Below are 18,010 nucleotides of genomic sequence, written 5' to 3' on the forward strand. Positions count from 1 at the left end.
CGGGCGACACGTTCATCCGAAATCACCAGGGCGAGGCTCTCCGACCCTCTGGTCGTCGGCTGCCGTCGATGCCATATTGAAGCCGGAACCATCCATCGGGCGGGAAGGGAGACCGGATGCCGCGTCCGCTCGCGGGCCTGACCCGACGCAACCTCGCGACCGAGCTCACCGCGGGAGTCACCCTTCTGGCGATCGCCATCCCCCTCAACATCGGATACGCGCAGATCGCGGGGCTCCCCGCCACCGCCGGACTGTACGCGCTGATCATCCCGACCGTCGTCTATGCGCTCGTGGTGTCGTCGCGTCAGCTGGTCGCCTCCCCCGATGCCGCCGCCGCCGCGCTGGTGGCCTCCTCCATCGGCGGGCTCGCGGTCGCCGGGAGCGCCGACTACGCCACCCTCGCCCTCGCCCAGGCGATCCTCTGCGGCGGGATGTTCCTGCTGCTCGCCGTCTTCAAGCTCGGGTTCCTGGCGAATTTCCTGTCCAAGCCGATCCTCGTCGGCTTCGTCGGAGGCCTGGCCCTGGACATCATGGTCAGCCAGATCGCGAAGATGCTCGGCGTGAAGATCGACTCCGGTGCGGAGTTCGTGGACAAGGTCGTCGCGCTGGTCACAGGTCTCCCCTCGCTCAATGGCTGGTCCGTGCTCCTCGCCGCCGTCTCCGTCGCGGTGCTACTCGTCGGACAGCGCTACCTCCGCGCCGTCCCCTGGGCGCTGATCGTGCTCGTCGCGACGACCGTCGTGGTCGTCCTCACCGGCCTCGACGGACGGGGCGTGGATGTGCTCGGCGAGGTCCCCGCCGGCCCTCCCGCGCTCACCTGGCCGGTCATCGACTGGTCGCTGTGGCTCGCCCTCATCCCCTCCGCGATCGCCCTGACCCTCGTGACCACGGCGGAGGGCCTGCTCGTGTCGCGCTCGTACTCCGAGAAGCACCGCTACCCGTTCCACGCCAACCGCGATCTGCTGGCGTTCGGCGTCGCGAACGTCGCGGCCGGCGCTCAGGGCAGCTTCGCGGTCGGGTCCTCGACCTCGCGCACCGCCGCGATGGACCAGGCGGGCTCGCGCACGCAGCTCCCCGCGCTCGTGCTCGCGGTCGGGACGCTCCTGCTGCTGCTCTTCGGCACCGCGCTCCTCGCCGACATCCCCTCCCCGGCGATCGGCGCCATCGTCGGCGTGGCGATCATCCCACTCCTCGGCATCCGCGACTTCATCCGGCTGTGGCGGCTGGATCGGTTCGAGTTCGTCATCGGTGCCGTCTGCTTCCTCGTGACACTGTTCGTCGGGTCGATCGCGGGAATCGTCGTGGCCTTCGTGCTCGCCCTCATCAATCTCGCGCAACGCGCCTCCCATCCGGCGATCGACGTGCTGGAAACCTCGGGCGACCCCGGGGAATCCCTGTTGGAGGATGCTGCCGCCGGCACGACCACCGCACCGGGGGTCATCGTCGTCCGGCTCGCGGCCCCGCTGTTCTTCGCGAACGGCGCTGTGTTCTCCGCGGCCGTGAAGGACGCGGTCCGCACCGCGGGCCCCTCCGCCGTCCAGCATGTCGTGATCGACATGGAAGCCGTCACGGACGTCGACGTCACCGGAGCCGAGGCCTTCCAGGCGCTCCGGGAGTGGCTCGACACCCAGTCGATCTCGCTGGCCTTCAGCCGCGTCCGTCCGAACACTCTCCGCCGCCTCCGCACCCTGGGCCTCCTCGACCGGGAGACCGTCTACGCGACCAACCGCGCGGCGATCACCGACCTCTCGCCGACCGATGCCGCCTCGCCGGCTCCGCACAGGAAGGGCAGCTGAATGGATGCCGTCATCGGGGAGATCCTCCCCCTCGCCGTGGGTGTCGCGATCAGCCCCGTGCCGATCATCGCCGCGATCCTCATGCTCCTGTCCCCGAAGGCGCGGGTCACGAGCATCGGGTTCCTCCTGGGATGGATCGTGGGCATCGTCGCCGCGGTCACCGTCTTCACCCTGCTCTCCGCCGTGCTTCCGGAGGAGGATCCTGACGCCTCCCGGCCGATCCGCGGCGTCATCCAGCTCATCCTCGGCCTCCTGCTGCTGGTCCTGGCCGTCGGTCAGTGGCGCAAACGCCCGAAAGCGGGGCAGCCCGCGGCCCTGCCGTCATGGATGAAGGCGATCGACACGATGTCGTTCGGCACCGCCCTCGGTCTCGGGCTCCTGCTGTCGGCGGTGAACCCGAAGAACCTCCTCCTGGCGGCCGGCGCCGGCGTCGACATCGGCAGCGCGTCGCTGGACGGGGGCTCCACGATCCTCGTGATCGCCGTCTTCACGCTGATCGGGGCATCGACGGTCCTCGTTCCCGTCATCGGCTATCTCGTCGCCGCCGCACGACTTCGCGCGCCGCTCGACGCCCTGCGCGGTTGGCTCGCCGCCGAGAACGCGGTCATCATGGCCGTGCTGCTGCTCGTCATCGGCGTGTCCATGATCGGCAAGGGCATCGGCAGCTTCTGAGCACAGCGTCCGGCTGGCCGAGGAGATCACCCGGATGAACGCGGCTCGCATCCGTGACCACGGCGCCGGCGCGGCAGTACTGTGCGGGGAAAGGCGGTTCGGCAGAGATGAAGGAGATGGACATGGCCCGTGACTTCCAGGGCAGGATCGAACTCGACGTCCGCGATTCGGAGGCCGACTGGGAGGCCTTCCTCCCGGCGAAGCCACGAGAGGGAGCACCCAACGTTCTCGTCGTCCTGTACGACGACACCGGCATGGCGGCGTGGTCCCCGTACGGCGGACGCATCAACATGCCGACCATGGATCGCCTGGCGCAGAACGGTCTGACCTACTCCCAGTGGCACACGACGGCGCTCTGCTCGCCGACCCGCTCGACGTTCCTCACCGGGCGCAACCACCACCTGAACGGCTTCGCGACGATCTCGGAGTCGTCCACGGGGTTCCCCGGATACAACTCCCACATCCCCGACTCGAACACGACCATGGCCCACGTCCTGCGCGACGCCGGCTGGTCGACGTTCTGGGTGGGCAAGAATCACAACGTCCCGATCGACGAGTGGACGGCCGGCGCCTCCAAGAAGCACTGGCCGCTGGCGCAGGGCTACGACCGCTTCTACGGCTTCATCGGCGGTGAGACCAACAACTGGTATCCCTCCCTCGCCGAGGACAACCACTACATCGACCAGCCCGCCCTCCCCGAAGACGGCTACCACCTGTCGAAGGACCTCGCCGATCAGGCGCTGTCGATGATCCGCGACGTCAAGCAGACGGAGCCGGACAAGCCCTGGTACCTCTGGTTCTGCCCCGGCGCGAACCACGCCCCGCACCACGCCCCGCAGGAGTACATCGACAAGTACAAGGGCATGTTCGACGACGGCTACGAGGCGTACCGCGCGTGGGTACTGGCCCGGATGATCGAGAAGGGCATCGTCCCGGAGGGCACCGAGCTCACCCCGCTCAACCCGATGCCGGAAGGCTCGTTCTCGGCCGCCGACGAAGTACGCCCGTGGGACTCCCTGGATGCCGAGGAGAAGGCGATGTTCTCGCGCATGGCCGAGGTCTACGCCGGATTCAGCGAGTACACCGATGCCCAGGTCGGCCGTATCGTCGACTACCTCGAGGAGTCGGGACAGCTGGACAACACCCTCATCATCTACTGCGCCGACAACGGCGCCTCCGGAGAGGGCAGCCCGAACGGCTCGGTCAACGAGGGCAAGATCTTCGGCGGGTACCCGGACGACGAGGCCGAGAACCTGCGCATGGTCGACAAGCTCGGCTCCCCCGACACCTACAACCACTACCCGACGGGCTGGGCCGCCGCCTTCTCGACGCCCTACAAGATGTTCAAGCGCTATACCTACCAGGGCGGCGTCTGCGATCCGTTGGTGATCCACTGGCCGGCCGGCATCAGCGCGCGTGGAGAGGTCCGTCATCAGTACCACCACTCCACTGACATCGTGCCGACGATCCTCGAGGCCTGCGGCGTCGAGTTCCCAGAGGTGTACAACGGCATCGAGCAGACGCCGTTGTCCGGCGTCTCGATGGCGTACTCGTTCGACGCGGCGCCGGAGGCACCCACGGAGAAGGAGACGCAGTACTACGAGATGTTCGGGCAGCGCGGCATCTGGCACCACGGCTGGAAGGCCGTCACCGTCCACGGCCCGATCAGCGGCACGGGGCACTTCGACGAGGACGAATGGGAGCTGTACCACACCGACGTCGACCGCGCCGAGGCCGTCAACCTCGCCGCGGAGCACCCGGACAAGCTCGAGGAGCTCAAGGCGCTCTGGATGGAAGAGGCGAAGGCCAACGCGGTGCTCCCGCTGAACGACCTCCAGATCATCGGGAACCCGAAGGACTTCGAGACCTTCGTGGCGATGGAGTTCCATCAGCCCGCGCCGCCCTCCGGCCGGTTCGTCTACTATCCGGGGACCAGCGAGGTGCCGGAGCGGTCGGCGGCGAACACCCACGGCGTCTCCTTCAAGATCGCGGCGGAGGTCGATTTCACGCCCGACACCGAGGGCGTCATCTTCGCGCACGGCTCCCGGTTCGGCGGCCACGCTCTGGTGGTCAAGGACGGTCAGATCCATTACGTCTACAACTTCCTCGGGATCCCGCCGGAGGACCGCATCTCCGGCCCCGCCCCCACCTCCGGGAAGCACATCATCGGGGTCGACTTCGTCAAGGAGGGCATGGGCGAGTACCGGGAGGGCGTCGGGCCCGCGCGGCTCTACATCGACGAGGAGAAGGTCGACGAGAAGCAGATCCGCACGGTCCTCGGTCACTTCTCGCTCTGCGGGGAGGGCCTGACGATCGGACGGGACAGCGCCGACCCCGTGTCGTCCCTGTACGGATACGGATTCGACTTCCGCGGCGGGAGCATCGCCCAGGTCGTGTTCGACATCGCCGACGACGCCTATCTCGACCTGGAGGCGCACCTGGCGGCCGCCATGGCCCGCGACTGACGGCCCGGCGGCCGCCCCGGCCCTCAGAGCAGTCCGAGGGCCTGGGCGGCCGCCGTCACCCCGTCGCGGTCCGGGACGCCCAGCTTGCGATAGATGTTGCGCACGTGCGTCTTCACCGTGTTCGGCGAGATGTACTCCTGCTGTGCGATCTGGCGCAGCGTGGCGTTGCGACTCAAGGCGCTCAGCACGATGCGCTCGCGCTGCGTCAGCTCCTCCTCGACGAGGACCCCGGCGGCGGCGAGCCGCTCTCGCACCCGATCGGCGAAGTGCGTGCGCGCCCCGACCGTCGCCCGGGCCGCGAGCAGCCGCGACACGACGGGTCCCGCTTCGGCGATGCGGCGCACATGGTCCTCCGGCTCCGCGAGGGCGAGGGCGGTCGCGAGCGCCAACTGCGCCCGATCCGGCTCCCCGTCGTGCACGTCGAGCTCGGCTTCCACCAGCCACGCGTCGATCATCGACGCAGGAAGCAGACACGGGGTCGCCCCCTCCAGCACCGACGCCAGCGCACCCCGGGCGATGCCGTCCCGGCGGTCGTGCACGGCGGCGATCGCGCGGAGCACGAGCACATCCCCCGTATCCCCGAGCGCGTCCTCCATGTCGGTGATGAAACGGTCGCGGAGCGTCGGCTCCCCCAGCCGGTCGAAGGCATGGACGGCGAAGGGCGCCATCATGGCGTACCAGTGCGGCGGAAGCGGCAGATCATCACGGGGGGTCAGGGTGTCCAGGAGCCGCACGGCCGCCTCGCGGGGATCCGCGGACCGGTCCGCCTCGAGCAGCCCGCGCATCCCCTGCAGGCCCCGCGCGATCGCGGTCTCTCCGCCGTCGGCGATCACCCGCGCCGCCGTGTGCAGGGTCTGCGCCTCGTCGATGGTCTGCATGCCCTCGTAGGGTGCCCAGAAACGCCAGACCCGCGTCACCTCGAAGAAGGGATTGTCCGGCTCGTCGAACTCGTGCCAGCGGTGCTCGAGAGCGGCTCCCGCGACGATGGCGTCGCGGAGCCTCCCGCGGAACAGCACGCTGGTGGCGAGGACAGCTTCGGCCTGAAGCTCCGCCGCGCGCGCCCCGATCGCTCGCGCGAGATCCCCCGCGAGTCGCGCGGTCGCCTCCGCCTGATCCAGCCGTCCGATGTAGAGCTCCGCCGTCGCGGCCTCCAGGAGGGCGTAGGTGTCGAGCTGCTCCTCTCCGCTGAGGCCGCGGAGGGCGGCGCCCGCCCCGTCGAGCGCCTCGGCGATCCCGCCCCGGCGCAACGCGGTGTGGAGTTCGATCCCGTGCCGCCACCGACGGTCGACGTCGGACTCCCCCGCGTCGACGGACGGCACGATCACGGCGGCCGACGGGTCCCCGCAGGACAACTCCGCCGCGGCGATCAGCATCCGCACCGTCGGCACCGATCGCAGGGCAGCCGGCAGCTCCGCCATCACCTGCCGCACCGCGTCCGCGCGGCCGTCCAGCACGAGCTGCATCCCACAGCGCCGCAGGACGCCGGTCGTGCAGGCCGTCTCCCCACCGCGGACCGCGTGCCGCAAGGCGAGGAGAGGCTCCCGTCGCGCGGCGAACCAGTCCGCCGCCCGACGGTGGAGCTGCTCCTCTCGGTCGGGGCCGCCTTCCCGCAGCCGGCCGAGGAGGAACTCCCGCAGCAGTGGCGGATAGTGGTAGCGGGGCGGGTCCGCGGCGTCGGGTCCCGCGAGCACGGTGAGGCGGAGCAGCCGGTCGATCAGGGCCGTCACGACCCCGGCTTCCGAGAGCACTGCGGCGAGTTCGGCGGTGAAGGTCTCCACGACCGCCGTCGCCTCCAGGAAAGTCCGGAGCTCGCCGTCCAGGTCGCCGAGGACCTCCTCGACGAAGTAGTCCGCGACTTCGGGGGCGTCTCCGCGGAGCGGACGGGAGAGCACGGTCTGCGCCCCCGCGGCGTCGAGCATCATGAGCTGCAGGCCGGTCGCCCATCCCTCGGTTCGGGAGAGCACGGAGCTGATCTCCCCCTGGGAGAGCCGGATACCCCGCGTGCGGAAGAACGCCCTGACCTCGGTCGGGTCGAACGCGAGCGCGCGGGCGTCCAGTTCGAGTGCCACCCCCGCGATGCGTCGACGCGCCAGAGGGATGGCTCTCGTCCCTCGTCCGGAGAGCACCACGTGCACGTTGCCCGGGGCGTTCTGCACGAACGTCGAGATCAGCTGCGCGGTCTCCTCGTCCTCCACACGGTGCACGTCGTCGACGACGATGACGATGCGCCCCCTCGCCTCGCTGAGGGCCCGGGCGAGCGCCCGCGCCGTGGCCGCGGACCGCAGGGAGGACACCTGGGACAGCGCGTCCTGCAACCCGGGATCGTCGATCCGCTCGAGGGCCGCACGCACGAGCGGCAGGTCCGCCTCCCCGCGCTCCAGCGACACCCAGACGAGCGCGATCTCCGCATCGGCGCGGAGATCCTGCGCCCACTGCAACAGCAGCCTGGTCTTGCCTGATCCTGCCGGCGCGCTCACGAGCGTGAGCGTCCACGGCCCGTCCATCGCGGCCGTCAATCGCGAGAGCAGGCGCTCTCGACGGACCTCGCCCTTCACCGCAGCGGGTAGGGGACTCTCGTCCGTTCCCGCCCTCCGTACATCGTGCAGCACTCGAAACCCCCCGATTTCGATCTTGCTCCCCCTCGCGGGCAGTCTATTGCAAGGTGGGAGCGGTCCCGCAAGAGGTATCGCGGACCGGGCTCACTCGGTGACTCCGGCGCGCACCGGCCGTCGGATCGCCAACAACGCCGGCACCAGCGCCCCGAAGAACAGCGCGAGGGCCACGCCCAGGAACGTCTCGAGGGTCCCGCTCCAGGAAGCGCGCGGTCGGCGACTCGGCCGATGTCGACAGCAGCAGGGTCAGGACGAGGAAGGTCGTGAAGGCGGGGGCGACATACCACCGGCTCTCCTGGACCGCGCCGAGACACCCCAGCACGACGCCGATCGCGAGGCCGATCACCGCACCACTCGGAGACAGCAACGCGAAACCGGCGGCCGCCAGCGCTCCGATGAGCACCGACGCCGCCCGACCGACGCTGCGGAGGACGAGCTGCCCGCGCACGGGACGCATCACGAGCAGCACGGCGCCCGTCGCCCAGCCCACGTGCTCGACCCCGGTCGCGAAGCCGATGGCGGCCGCCGTCCCCGCGGCGGCGCCCAGGAGAATCCCGTAGATCAGCAGGGCTCGCCCCTTGGGCATGGCCGCCGGGGCCCGCGCACCCGCCCCGTGCTCCGGCCACAGAAGCGCGATGAGCCACGCGTAGATCGAACCCGTGACGATCGCGCCCGCCAGAAGGAGCGTCGTCGAAGACAGGGGGAAGCTCAGACCGATCCCGACCATGGGCAGGACAAGGGTCAGAGCGAGCTGTCCGGCGCGCTCCCGCGCGGCGAGCATGCTGGCCAGCACCGCCAGCACGGCCAGGGCGAGCACGGCGAAGATCGGTACGAGGGAGAGGGTGGCGCCGAGCAGGAGCCCCAGCGCCACCAGCGCCCCCAGCACCGGGATCGCCGAGCGGGCCCGCCGCCGCGGGGGCAGTCCGATGACGGCCGCGGGCAGGACCCCGATGCTCAGCGCCAGCGCGAGAGCGGGGTCGAACGGTGCGACCGCGATCGGAGGCACGGCGTACAGGACGCCGAGACCGAACCGCGACCACCGCCACGTCAGTCCCCCGCGCGCCGCCATCATCGTCTCGCTCTCCGGTTCCGGCTGCGGTCGGGCATGCTCTCCCCGGTATCGATCGCCCCACGGATCCCTCGTGCCGTCAGCCTAGGCAGGCGATGACCGCGCGTCACCGCTCGTCGGGCACTTCACCCGGGTGAACGCCCCCGCGCTCCTCCCGGTCCGCCGCGGCCCGGAGCCCGACATCGACGGCAGGGTGCACGCGGCCCGCCTCCACCAGCCCGGCGTACCAAGGGGTCCGCGCCGCGACGACGGACGCCTCCTCCGGCAGAGCCGCGAGGTGGAGCTGCACACCGAGTTGAGCCAGCTCCCGGTCGAGCGCCTCCAGGGTGTCGAGCACGGTGATGGACATCACCACCTGCTGCGGCAGCCCGAGCACGAGCGTCCGCACCGGCTCGGCCTGAGCCGCGACCGTCTGGACGATGAGCCGCTGGTTGGCGAGCGCGTTCGCGGTGTACAGCCCCCGTTCCGGTTCCAGACCGAGAGCACTCCCCCTCCGCCCCACGACCCGGACCCGGGGGATGTTGAGCTCCCGCAAGACGAGGACGAGGGTCACCACGACCCCGACGGCCACCGCAGGAAGGAGTCCCGCCGTGAGGCCGATCGCCGCGACCGCGGTCGCGACCCAGAAGTCCACTCTGCTGATGCGCGCCCACCGCACGAGCTCGGGGATGTTGATGAGTCCGGCCACCGCCGTGAAGACCATGGCGGCCAGCGTCGCCTCCGGCAGCAGGCTGAGCACAGGAGCGAGGAAGAGCGCGACCAGGACGGCCAGCGCGACCGTCGTCAGCGTCGCCAGCTGGGAGCGGGCGCCGGCTCCCTGGTTGACCGCGCTCTGCGAGAATCCGCCTGCTGCGGGCATGGCCGCGAAGAATGCGCCGACGGTGTTCGCCGCCCCGGTCGCGAAGAGCTCCTGGTCGCTGTCGATCTGCGGCTCCGTCGCCTGGCGCAGGCTGCGCGCGACGGCAGCGGACTCGAGGAAGGCCATGACGGCGATGGCGAGCGCTCCCGGCACGAGGGCCGCGGCCTCGGACAGGTCAGGGATGCCCGGAACGGGCAGACCACCGGCCACCGGGGCGATGAGGTCGACCCCGAGTTCATCGATCCCGCCGACCCCGACGAGCAGCATGCCGGCCGCGACGACGACGAGGGTGCCCGGCACCCGCGGAGCGAAGCGCTTGAGGAGCAGGAGGGTGGCGATGGATCCGGTCGAGAGGAGCAGCGTGGGCACGTTGACGCTGTCGAACGCCCCTCCCACGGCGACCAGGGACCGGAGGAAGCCGTGGCCGGAGAAGTCGAACGACTCTCCGAGGAGCTTCGGCAGCTGGCCCACGGCCACCGTCGCCCCGACCCCGATCTTCAGTCCGAGCACGGTGGCTCCGCTGATGTTCTCGACGAGCGAGCCCAGGCGGCACGCCCGCGCGAGCAGCAGCACCGCCCCCACCAGGAGGGTGAGCATCATGAGCGCGCCGAGAGCGTCGTCCGACCCCGCAGCGACGCCCGCCGAGACCAGCGTCGTCGCGGTGAGGGTGGCGATGGTCGAGGTCGTCGAGACACTCATCGCCCTGCTGCCGCCCAGAAGAGCGTAGACGAGCATCGGCACGATGCACGTGTAGAGGCCGACCTGCACCGGGAGGTCGGCGATCGTCGCGTAGGCCATGGCCTGCGGCACCACCACCGCACCCGCGGAGAGGCCGGCGAGGACGTCCCGCACGATCCACCGGCGCTGGTAGCCGTCCAGAGTGCTCAGCAGCCAGGACGGTCTGCGCACTGCGCTCATCGGGGCTCCCTCCGCCGTCGAGGGAAGCGTACTGCCGACGCTCCGGCGGCGTCCGGCCGAGGACGCGTCGCGGACCCGAGTCACCCGGGTGAACTCCCCACGGAACCGGTGCGGAGGGTCACGGCCGCCGGTATGTTCCGAGCGTGCCCCGGCGACGGCGGCACCGAGAAAGGAGCAGTCATGGGATTTTGGGCATCGTTCTGGGACATCATCTGGTGGTTCCTGTGGATCTTCGCCTTCACCGCGTACCTCTTCGCTCTGTTCGCGATCATCGGAGACCTGTTCCGCGATCACAAGCTGAGCGGCTGGTGGAAGGCCGTGTGGATCCTCTTCCTGATCTTCGTGCCGTTCCTCACCGCCCTCGTCTACCTCATCGCCCGCGGCAACGGCATGGCCGAACGCAGCAGCGCCGAGGCGCGTCGGGCACAGGAGGCCGCGAACGCCTACATCCAGCAGGTCGCCGGCAGCAGTCCGAGCGAGGAGATCGCGAAGGCCAAGGCACTCCTCGACGCCGGCACCATCACGCCGGACGAGTACTCCCTCATCAAGGCGAAGGCGCTGCAGTAGGCCGCGGCCGACCCCCACCATCGCGAGGAGCCCGCGGCATGGACCTGCAGGATCTGCTGCCCACCGACATCGACTGGTGGCAGCTGCTGCTCGCCCTGCTCGTCGCCCTCGCGACCTGGATCATCTCGCGGTTCGCACGCCGGGGCACCACAGCCCTGCTCCGGCGTGCCCCCGGGATCTCCGCCGCCGTCGGGACGGCGATCGCGCAGTTCGTCGGCTACGCCATCCTCCTGCTGGGCTTCGGCATCGCGCTCGCGATGCTCGGCGCCAACGTCCAGCCTCTGCTCGCGATCGTCGTCATCCTCGGCATCGTGGCGATCCTCGTCCTCCGCGGCGTCGCCGACAACTTCGCGGCCGGTGTGCTGCTGCAGGCACGGCAGACGGTCCGCATCGGCGACGAGATCGTCGTGGAGGCCCTGGATTCGGTCATCGCCGGGACCGTGACCGAGCTCAACGCCCGCGCGGTGATCCTGCACACCGTCGACGGGCGCACCCTCCACATCCCCAATGCACGCCTGCTCTCGGATCCCGTCGTCAACGACTCCACCCATGGCGCCCGGCGCAGCGAGGTGGAGGTGCGGGTCCGGCGGGACGGGACGACCGGGATCGATGATCTGCTCGCGCCGCTCGTCGACGCGGCCCGGACGGCGGAGGGCGTGCACCGGCACGAAGGGGTGCGGGCACTCGTGGTCAGCGTGAGCGCAGACCGGCTGACCGCGCGGCTGCAGTTCTGGCACCACCCGCTGCACGGTGCCGTGGTGAGTGCCGCGGTCGTGATCGCGGTCTTCGATGCCCTCGGCAACCTCGGCACGACCGGCACGGTGACCAGCGTCCCGGCCCCACCACCGCTCGTCCCGTCCGACCCCGTGTGAGACCAAGGGTGCGCGATGTCGGTGCCCTCGGGCATGATCTGCGCATGGACATCACCTTCCTGCAACCGGACGGCCTCGTCCGCAGCCCTGCCTTCAGTCACGCCGCTGTCGTCCCGCCCGGGGCGACCACCGTCTACATCGGAGGGCAGAACGGCGTCGATGCCTCCGGTGCCGTCGTCTCCCCCGACGTGGCCGCGCAGTCCCTTCGCGCTCTCGACAACGCCCGGGTCGCATTGGAGTCCGCGGGGGCGACGCTCGACGACGTCGTGAGCTGGACCATCCTCATCGATCAGGAGGCAGATCTGCGCGCGGCGTACGGCGCCGTGGCCGCCACGCTCGCCAGAGAGGGCGCCCCGCCCCTGGTGACCGCCGCCCGGGTGGCGGGCCTCGGCGTGCCCGGAGCACTCATCGAGGTGAGCGCGATCGCCGCAATGGTCCGCGACTGAGTCAGATGCGACCGCGCACGGGGGTGCGTTCCGCGCCGTCCGGCTCGTCGGGCATGGTCATCTCGGCACGGACACCGAGCAGCCGCACTTCCCGGTCGGCGTCGAGGGTCTCGCCGAGAGCGAGTGCCATCGCGACCACGTCCTCTCGTTCCGTCGTGGGGTCCGGGAGCTTCCGGCCGAAGGTCTTCGTCTCGAACGGCGCATACCGCACCTTGAGGTGCACCCGGGTGACCGGACGCCCTTCGACGGCGCAGTCGTCGAACGCGTGCCCCGCGAGCTCGCGCAGCGCATCCTGTACCGCGTCTCGTGTCGTGAGGTTCTGCTGATACGTGGTCTCTCGACTGTGGCTCCGGGCCACCCACGGGGTGTCGTCGACGATCCGTGGCCCCAGCCCCGAGCCCAGACCCAGATACCACCGCCCCATCTTCGGACCGAACTCCGCGACCAGCGTCTCCTCGTCCGCGGCCGCCAGCTCGCGCACCGTCGCGATACCGTGGGTCGCCAGCCGCTTCTGCACCTTCGGCCCCACGCCCCACAGGTCACGCGTCGGCCGGTCGCCCATCACCGCGAACCAGTTGTCGGCGGTCAGCCGGAAGACCCCCCGCGGTTTGCCGAACTCGGTCGCGATCTTCGCCCGCACCTTGTTGTCGCCGATGCCCACCGAGCAGTGCAGGCCGGTGGCCTCCTCCACCGCCCGCTGGGCGGCCCACGCGACGCCCTCCGGATCATCGGTCGCGACTCCGAGGAAGCACTCGTCCCATCCCACCACCTCGAGCACCACGTCCGGCAGCGCACGCAGCGCGGCCATCACCTCGTCCGATGCCCGCTCGTACTCCGCGTGATCGACGGGCAGGAACACCGCGTCCTCCGGCGCCTTCCGCGCCGCGATCTTCAGGGGCATGCCCGACCCGATGCCGAACGCGCGGGCCTCGTACGACGCTGTCGAGACGACGGCCCGCTCGGTCGGATCACCGCGTCCCCCGACGATGACAGGACGGCCGGCCAGCTCCGGACGGCGCCGCACCTCGACTGCCGCGATGAACTGATCCATGTCGACGTGCAGCACCCACTCGGTCATGCATCGAGTGTGACCGCTGACGACCGCGAAGTCACCCCGTCAGACGAGGAAGATCGGCAGGAGCCCGGGGTTGTGGGCGTGGACGAGGACGGCGAAGACCACCGCATCGAAGAGGAGGTGCACCGTGACGACGTAGGCCAGCGAATGGGTGCGGAGGAAGATGAACCCCTGCAGCAGCGCGAACGGGATGGTCAGCAGCGGCCCCCACTCCCGGTAGCCGAGCTCCCAGAGGAAGGAGACGAAGACGACGGCCTGCAGCACGTTCGCCAGCGCATCGGGGAAATGGCGACGCAGCAGCGCGAAGACGGTGCAGATGAAGAACAGCTCATCCCAGATACCGACCGCGCCGACGCCGACGAACAGCCGCGCGATGAGATCGGGCGTGTCCACCACGGGCCAGTTCTGATAGACGCCGCTGGTGATGAAGTAGAAGGGCAGGATCAGCCAGCCGAGCACCAGCACCGCGACGAGCCAGCCCCAGTGGAGCAGTCCCCAGCGCTGCCCGGTCCGCCAGGGGAACCGGATCGCCCGGTCGCGGAAGACGAACCGCGAGAGCAGATACGGCACGAGCACCGCACCGCCGAGCGCGAGGGTGAAGCGCAGCATGGCCAGGTTGTCGAGCTCCGCCGCGAGCGGGATGACGCTCACGATGAGCATGCCGAGCGCGATCAGCGAGAGGTCACGGGTGAGCGAGGGCCGCCGGGATCCGTCGGCCCCGGTCAGCGGCTCGCCGCGGCGCTCCACGAGCAGGGCGGCACCGACGCCCAGCGCCAGCAGCAGCCAGCCGAGCCAGGGCAGCGCCACGACGAAGAAGGCCGGGGCGGCCGCGCACACCAGCGCCGCGGGGACGAGGCGCACCCCCATGGGCGCACTCGGAGAGGCCTCCGTCATGCACGATCCCGTCGGCGGTACACGAGATCGCGGATGTCGCGGCCCTTCGCACGGCCCTTCCGCTCGAACGCGGTCATGACGCGGCCGTCGAACCGCTCGGCCCAGTCGCCCTCGAAGGCCCGCTCGAACAGAGGCTCGGCGTCGAGCACCTCCCGCATCTGCAGTGCGTAGTCCTCCCAGTCGGTTGCGAGCCGGAGGAGGCCGCCGTCGCGCAGCGCCCTGGCGGCCGTGTCCCCGAACCCCGGGCGCACCAGGCGACGCTTCGTGTGGCGCTTCTTGTGCCAGGGATCGGGGAAGAAGATCCACACCTCGGCCGCCGCTGCCTCCGGCAGGTACGAGGAGAGCACCTCCGGCGCATTGGCCTCCACGACGCGGAGGTTCTGTGCACCCGCGCGGTCGGCGTCGAGCATGGTCCGGGCGAGCCCCGCACGGAAGACCTCCACCGCGAGGAAGTCGTCGTGCGGACGGCTCGACGCGGCGGCGACGATGGCGTGCCCCTGTCCTGACCCGATCTCGACGAAGAGATCGGCCTCCCGGCCGTACTCGGCGGCGACGTCCAGCCGCGCCTCGGGGTGCACGGAGGTCCATGCCACCGCGCGCGGGACATCCAGCAGATAGTGCGGGGCGAGATCGGTGAAGGCGCGCTCCTGCGCCTCGGACATCCGGCCGCTCCGACGCACGAAGGACACCGGTTCGTCGCGGAAGGTACGCGGTTCGGGCATGGATCCAGGGTAGTCGCCGGCGGTCCCGCGGCCGGACGCGGTCACCCCGCGGGCGCGGTGACGAAGTCGATCAACTCCTCCACCCGCCCGAGGAGCGCGGGCTCGAGGTCGCGGTAGGTCGTCACCTTCGACAGGATGTGCTGCCAGGCCCTCGCCGTGTCGGCCTGGGTCTCGTGCGGCCAGCCGAACGCGCGGCAGATGCCGGTCTTCCAGTCGACGCCGCGCGGGATCTCGGGCCATGCCGCGATGCCGAGTGCCCGAGGGGTGACGCACTGCCAGACGTCCACGAACGGGTGGCCCACGATGCGGACGTGCAGGCCGTGCGGGCCGCGGGCGACCGCCTCGGCGATGCGGGACTCCTTCGACCCCGGCACGAGGTGGTCGACGAGGACTCCGTACCGCCGTCGCGCACTCGGGGGCTCAGCGGCGAGGAGCTCGTCGAGCAGATCCACGCCCTGCAGGTACTCGACGACGACGCCCTCGACGCGCAGGTCGGCGCCCCACACCTTCTCGACGAGCTCGGCGTCGTGCCGCCCCTCGACGAGGATGCGGCTGGGCAGCGCCGTTCGCGCCCGCTGATCCGCCACCGCGAAAGATCCGGAGGCCGTACGACGGGGTCCCTGCGCGGACGCCGCCGGGGCGGCGAGGCGGACCGGAGCTCCGTCGATGAGGAAGCCGCCGCCGAGGGGGAACAGGCGCCGCCGGCCGAGCCGGTCCTCGAGCTCCACGGTGCCGCCCTGCACCTTCGTCACGGCCCCGCAGAACCCGTCCGCCGCGACCTCGACCACGAGATCGACCTCCGCGGGCACCTGCGGCACCGGCTTCGCGCCGCGCTCGCGCCAGCCCGCCGCCAGCACGTCCGATCCGTACCTGTCGTCCATGCCTTCCAGCGTATGTGCCTCCGCTGAGGGCGAACGCCGAGACGCGCGCGAGTGCTGTCGCGTGTCGTACCCAGTGCATAGACTCGACACATGGGGCTCGGCTGCCGGTCGGAGGGAACACGATGACGAAACGGTGGCTGACGCTGGGTGCTCTGGCCCTCGCGGTCGCGACGGGTGCGCTGTCCGCCTCGGCGGCGTCCGCGACCGATCCGCTCACGCTCGACTCCGGGTACGTCACCGATCAGGCCGACGTCCTCTCCCCCGCCGAGGAGGAACAGGTCGAGTCGCGCCTGCAGGAGCTCACCGACAACTCCTCCGCCGACCTCTTCGTCGTCCTCGTCGACGACTTCACCGACCCGAGCGACAGCGTCGACTGGGCCGATCAGGTCGCGAACGACAACCGGCTCGGCCCCGAACAGTACCTGCTGGCGATCGCCGTCGAGGGCCGCAGCCTCTACATCTCCGCGGACTCCTCCGGATCGTTGAGCGACGGGCAGCTCGCCACCATCGAGGACGCCATCGCCCCGCTCGCCGGCAGCGGCGACTGGGTCGGCGCCATCACACTGGCCGCGGACGAGATCCAGGGGGACGGCGGCGCCGGAGCGCTCCGCGTCACGCTGATCATCGTCGGGGTGGTCGCGGCCGCCCTGCTGATGTGGCTCGTCGTGGCCCTGGTCCGTCGCTCGCGCCGCAACGCAGCCATCCGCGAGCGGGGCGCCATGCCGGAGACCCCGGACCCCGCCGATCCGTTCTCCACGCTCACCGATGCGCAGGTGGAGCAGCAGGCAGGCGCCGCACTCGTCCGCGCCGACGACGCCATCACCTCGAGCCGGGAGGAGCTGGGATTCGCCGTGGCGCAGTACGGCGAGGGCGCGACCGCGGAGTTCTCTCGCGCCGTCGACGAGGCGAAGGCGAAGATCGCCGAGGCGTTCGACCTGCGGCAGAAGCTCGACGACGAGATCGAGGACTCCATCCACGACCGGCGCGCGTGGCACATCCGCATCATCCGGCTGGCGGACGAGATCGACGACATCCTCGACGACAACACCGAGGCCTTCGATGAACTGCGCAAGCTGCAGGAGAACGCGCCGCAGGAGCTGGAGCGCGTGCGTCGAGAGCGGGACGAACTGATGTCGCTCCTCGCCTCCGCCGCACCCGCGCTCGCTGCTCTCTCCGGAACGTACGACCAGAGCACGCTGGCCACCGTGGCGGACAACCCCGCGCAGGCTCAGGAACGTGCGGCACTGGCGGATCGCTCGATCGATGCGGCGGCTCAGGCCCTGGCCGCCGGCCGCAGCGGAGAGGCCGCCTTCGCGATCCGCACCGCCGAACAGGCGGTCGCACAGGCCGCGCAGCTCGTCCAGGCGATCACCGCCCTCGGCGCCGAGCTGTCCGCCATCGAAGCGCAGGCGCAGGCCCTCGTGGCGGAGCTGGAGGCCGATGTCACCGCAGCCTCGCAGCTCCCCGATCCGACCGGCGCTCTGGCCGCCGCGTCCGGCGCTGTCACCGCGCAGTTGCGGGCGGCGCACCAGGATCTCCTCGGCACGCCGCGGAACCCGCAGCGGGCCCTGGACGCGCTCACCGCTGCGAACGCCCAGATCGACGGCGCGATCGCCCAGGGGCGGGAAGCCGTGGACCGCGCGCGTCGCGCACAGCAGCTCCTCGAGCAGACGCTCGCCCAGGCCGGGTCGGAGATCCGCGCTGCGCGCGACTTCATCGAAACGCGTCGGGGGACGGTGGGTTCCACCGCCCGCACCCGGCTCGCTGCGGCGGACGCCGCCCTCACCCAGGCGCTCACCCTGCGCACGACCGAGGTGGAGCGCGCCCTCGCCGAGGCGCAGCGCGCCCTCGGTCTCGCGCGCGAGGCCACATCCGCGGCGGAGGCCGACCTGCGCGCGTACTCCCCCGGCGCCTACGCGGACGACGGCTGGGGCGGAGTCTTCGGCGGCTCCGGGTCCCGCTCCACCGGCTCCGGCATCGGCGGGGACATCCTCGGCGGGATCATCGGCGGACTGCTCGCCGGCGGCGGGGGCGGCGGCTCCTCGCGGCGCAGCAGCGGCTGGCGCTCCTCGGGCGGCTTCCGCAGCTCCGGGTTCGGCGGCGGCGGATCCCGCGGTGGCGGACGAGGACGGTCCGGAGGTCGACGCTTCTGATCCCTCGCA

General features: G+C 70.9%; 14 protein-coding genes. 7 read left to right on the forward strand and 7 right to left on the reverse strand.

The genetic code is table 11. The annotated features are described in order from the left end of the window. The first annotated feature begins 116 nt into the window (after window positions 1-116). From ACIGJI_RS03720 to ACIGJI_RS03730, 3 genes are all read left to right on the forward strand, one after another. Window positions 117-1,796, forward strand: coding sequence for a solute carrier family 23 protein (locus ACIGJI_RS03720; protein ID WP_363444494.1), 1,680 nt, complete (start codon window positions 117-119; stop codon window positions 1,794-1,796). Then, window positions 1,797-2,468, forward strand: a complete 672-nt coding sequence (locus tag ACIGJI_RS03725) for a GAP family protein (protein ID WP_363444497.1) — start codon at window positions 1,797-1,799, stop codon at window positions 2,466-2,468. Window positions 2,469-2,590: 122 nt separating this feature from the next. Further along, entirely contained in the window at window positions 2,591-4,933 is a 2,343-nt protein-coding gene (locus ACIGJI_RS03730) for an arylsulfatase (RefSeq protein ID WP_363444499.1), read from the forward strand. A gap of 23 nt (window positions 4,934-4,956) precedes the next feature. On the opposite strand, the gene ACIGJI_RS03735 is transcribed toward ACIGJI_RS03730, so the two are convergent. The 3 genes from ACIGJI_RS03735 to ACIGJI_RS03745 all read right to left on the reverse strand — a co-directional run bounded on the left by ACIGJI_RS03735 (window position 4,957) and on the right by ACIGJI_RS03745 (window position 10,391). After that, the gene (locus tag ACIGJI_RS03735; protein WP_363444502.1) at window positions 4,957-7,488 is read right to left on the reverse strand and encodes a LuxR C-terminal-related transcriptional regulator; all 2,532 of its coding nucleotides are present in this window, start codon (window positions 7,486-7,488) and stop codon (window positions 4,957-4,959) included. A 97-nt stretch (window positions 7,489-7,585) separates the two neighbouring features. Continuing rightward, window positions 7,586-8,617, reverse strand: a complete 1,032-nt coding sequence (locus ACIGJI_RS03740; RefSeq protein ID WP_363444505.1) for an FUSC family protein — start codon at window positions 8,615-8,617, stop codon at window positions 7,586-7,588. Window positions 8,618-8,720: 103 nt separating this feature from the next. After that, on the reverse strand, window positions 8,721-10,391 hold the full coding sequence (locus ACIGJI_RS03745) for a SulP family inorganic anion transporter (RefSeq protein ID WP_363444508.1): 1,671 nt from the start codon (window positions 10,389-10,391) through the stop codon (window positions 8,721-8,723). Between the two features lie 180 nt (window positions 10,392-10,571). Between ACIGJI_RS03745 and ACIGJI_RS03750 the strand changes: the two genes are divergently transcribed. The 3 genes from ACIGJI_RS03750 to ACIGJI_RS03760 are packed head-to-tail and all read left to right on the forward strand — an operon-like array spanning window position 10,572 to window position 12,276. Then, window positions 10,572-10,958, forward strand: a complete 387-nt coding sequence (locus ACIGJI_RS03750; RefSeq protein ID WP_187663776.1) for an SHOCT domain-containing protein — start codon at window positions 10,572-10,574, stop codon at window positions 10,956-10,958. 38 nt (window positions 10,959-10,996) lie between these two features. Then, the gene (locus ACIGJI_RS03755; RefSeq protein WP_280565930.1) at window positions 10,997-11,830 is read left to right on the forward strand and encodes a mechanosensitive ion channel family protein; all 834 of its coding nucleotides are present in this window, start codon (window positions 10,997-10,999) and stop codon (window positions 11,828-11,830) included. 44 nt (window positions 11,831-11,874) lie between these two features. Further along, complete coding sequence (locus ACIGJI_RS03760) at window positions 11,875-12,276, forward strand: RidA family protein (RefSeq protein ID WP_315637076.1); 402 nt, start codon at window positions 11,875-11,877, stop codon at window positions 12,274-12,276. A gap of 1 nt (window position 12,277) precedes the next feature. Here the strand turns inward: ACIGJI_RS03760 and ACIGJI_RS03765 are convergent, their stop codons facing one another. Genes ACIGJI_RS03765 through ACIGJI_RS03780 form a run of 4 tightly spaced genes read right to left on the reverse strand, consistent with a single transcriptional unit; the run spans window position 12,278 to window position 15,848 of the window. Next, window positions 12,278-13,354 carry a DNA polymerase IV gene (locus ACIGJI_RS03765; RefSeq protein ID WP_363444513.1) on the reverse strand — a complete coding sequence of 359 codons (1,077 nt, stop codon included), beginning with the start codon at window positions 13,352-13,354 and terminating at the stop codon, window positions 12,278-12,280. 39 nt (window positions 13,355-13,393) lie between these two features. Next, the gene (locus ACIGJI_RS03770) at window positions 13,394-14,245 is read right to left on the reverse strand and encodes a CPBP family intramembrane glutamic endopeptidase (protein WP_292796729.1); all 852 of its coding nucleotides are present in this window, start codon (window positions 14,243-14,245) and stop codon (window positions 13,394-13,396) included. Then, entirely contained in the window at window positions 14,242-14,967 is a 726-nt protein-coding gene (trmB, locus tag ACIGJI_RS03775; RefSeq protein WP_187663771.1) for a tRNA (guanosine(46)-N7)-methyltransferase TrmB, read from the reverse strand. The genes ACIGJI_RS03770 and trmB overlap by 4 nt, the downstream gene beginning before the upstream one ends. Window positions 14,968-15,008: 41 nt before the next feature. Further along, the gene (locus ACIGJI_RS03780) at window positions 15,009-15,848 is read right to left on the reverse strand and encodes a DUF3097 domain-containing protein (protein ID WP_363444516.1); all 840 of its coding nucleotides are present in this window, start codon (window positions 15,846-15,848) and stop codon (window positions 15,009-15,011) included. 122 nt (window positions 15,849-15,970) lie between these two features. Here ACIGJI_RS03780 and ACIGJI_RS03785 point away from each other — a divergent pair, with 122 nt between their 5' ends. Next, window positions 15,971-18,001, forward strand: coding sequence for a TPM domain-containing protein (locus tag ACIGJI_RS03785; protein ID WP_363444519.1), 2,031 nt, complete (start codon window positions 15,971-15,973; stop codon window positions 17,999-18,001). Window positions 18,002-18,010 lie beyond the last annotated feature (9 nt).

The organism is Microbacterium sp. NPDC064978 (assembly GCF_044543605.1).
GTDB classification, from domain to species: domain Bacteria; phylum Actinomycetota; class Actinomycetes; order Actinomycetales; family Microbacteriaceae; genus Microbacterium; species Microbacterium meiriae.

Bases quoted from the DNA above. Each gene is read 5' to 3' on its own strand.
- ACIGJI_RS03720 (WP_363444494.1), top strand. From the start codon at position 117: ATGCCGCGTCCGCTCGCGGGCCTGACCCGACGCAACCTCGCGACCGAG.
- ACIGJI_RS03725 (WP_363444497.1), top strand. From the start codon at position 1,797: ATGGATGCCGTCATCGGGGAGATCCTCCCCCTCGCCGTGGGTGTCGCG.
- ACIGJI_RS03730 (WP_363444499.1), top strand. From the start codon at position 2,591: ATGGCCCGTGACTTCCAGGGCAGGATCGAACTCGACGTCCGCGATTCG.
- ACIGJI_RS03740 (WP_363444505.1), bottom strand. From the start codon at position 8,617: ATGATGGCGGCGCGCGGGGGACTGACGTGGCGGTGGTCGCGGTTCGGT.
- ACIGJI_RS03745 (WP_363444508.1), bottom strand. From the start codon at position 10,391: ATGAGCGCAGTGCGCAGACCGTCCTGGCTGCTGAGCACTCTGGACGGC.
- ACIGJI_RS03750 (WP_187663776.1), top strand. From the start codon at position 10,572: ATGGGATTTTGGGCATCGTTCTGGGACATCATCTGGTGGTTCCTGTGG.
- ACIGJI_RS03755 (WP_280565930.1), top strand. From the start codon at position 10,997: ATGGACCTGCAGGATCTGCTGCCCACCGACATCGACTGGTGGCAGCTG.
- ACIGJI_RS03760 (WP_315637076.1), top strand. From the start codon at position 11,875: ATGGACATCACCTTCCTGCAACCGGACGGCCTCGTCCGCAGCCCTGCC.
- ACIGJI_RS03765 (WP_363444513.1), bottom strand. From the start codon at position 13,354: ATGACCGAGTGGGTGCTGCACGTCGACATGGATCAGTTCATCGCGGCA.
- ACIGJI_RS03770 (WP_292796729.1), bottom strand. From the start codon at position 14,245: ATGACGGAGGCCTCTCCGAGTGCGCCCATGGGGGTGCGCCTCGTCCCC.
- trmB (WP_187663771.1), bottom strand. From the start codon at position 14,967: ATGCCCGAACCGCGTACCTTCCGCGACGAACCGGTGTCCTTCGTGCGT.
- ACIGJI_RS03780 (WP_363444516.1), bottom strand. From the start codon at position 15,848: ATGGACGACAGGTACGGATCGGACGTGCTGGCGGCGGGCTGGCGCGAG.
- ACIGJI_RS03785 (WP_363444519.1), top strand. From the start codon at position 15,971: ATGACGAAACGGTGGCTGACGCTGGGTGCTCTGGCCCTCGCGGTCGCG.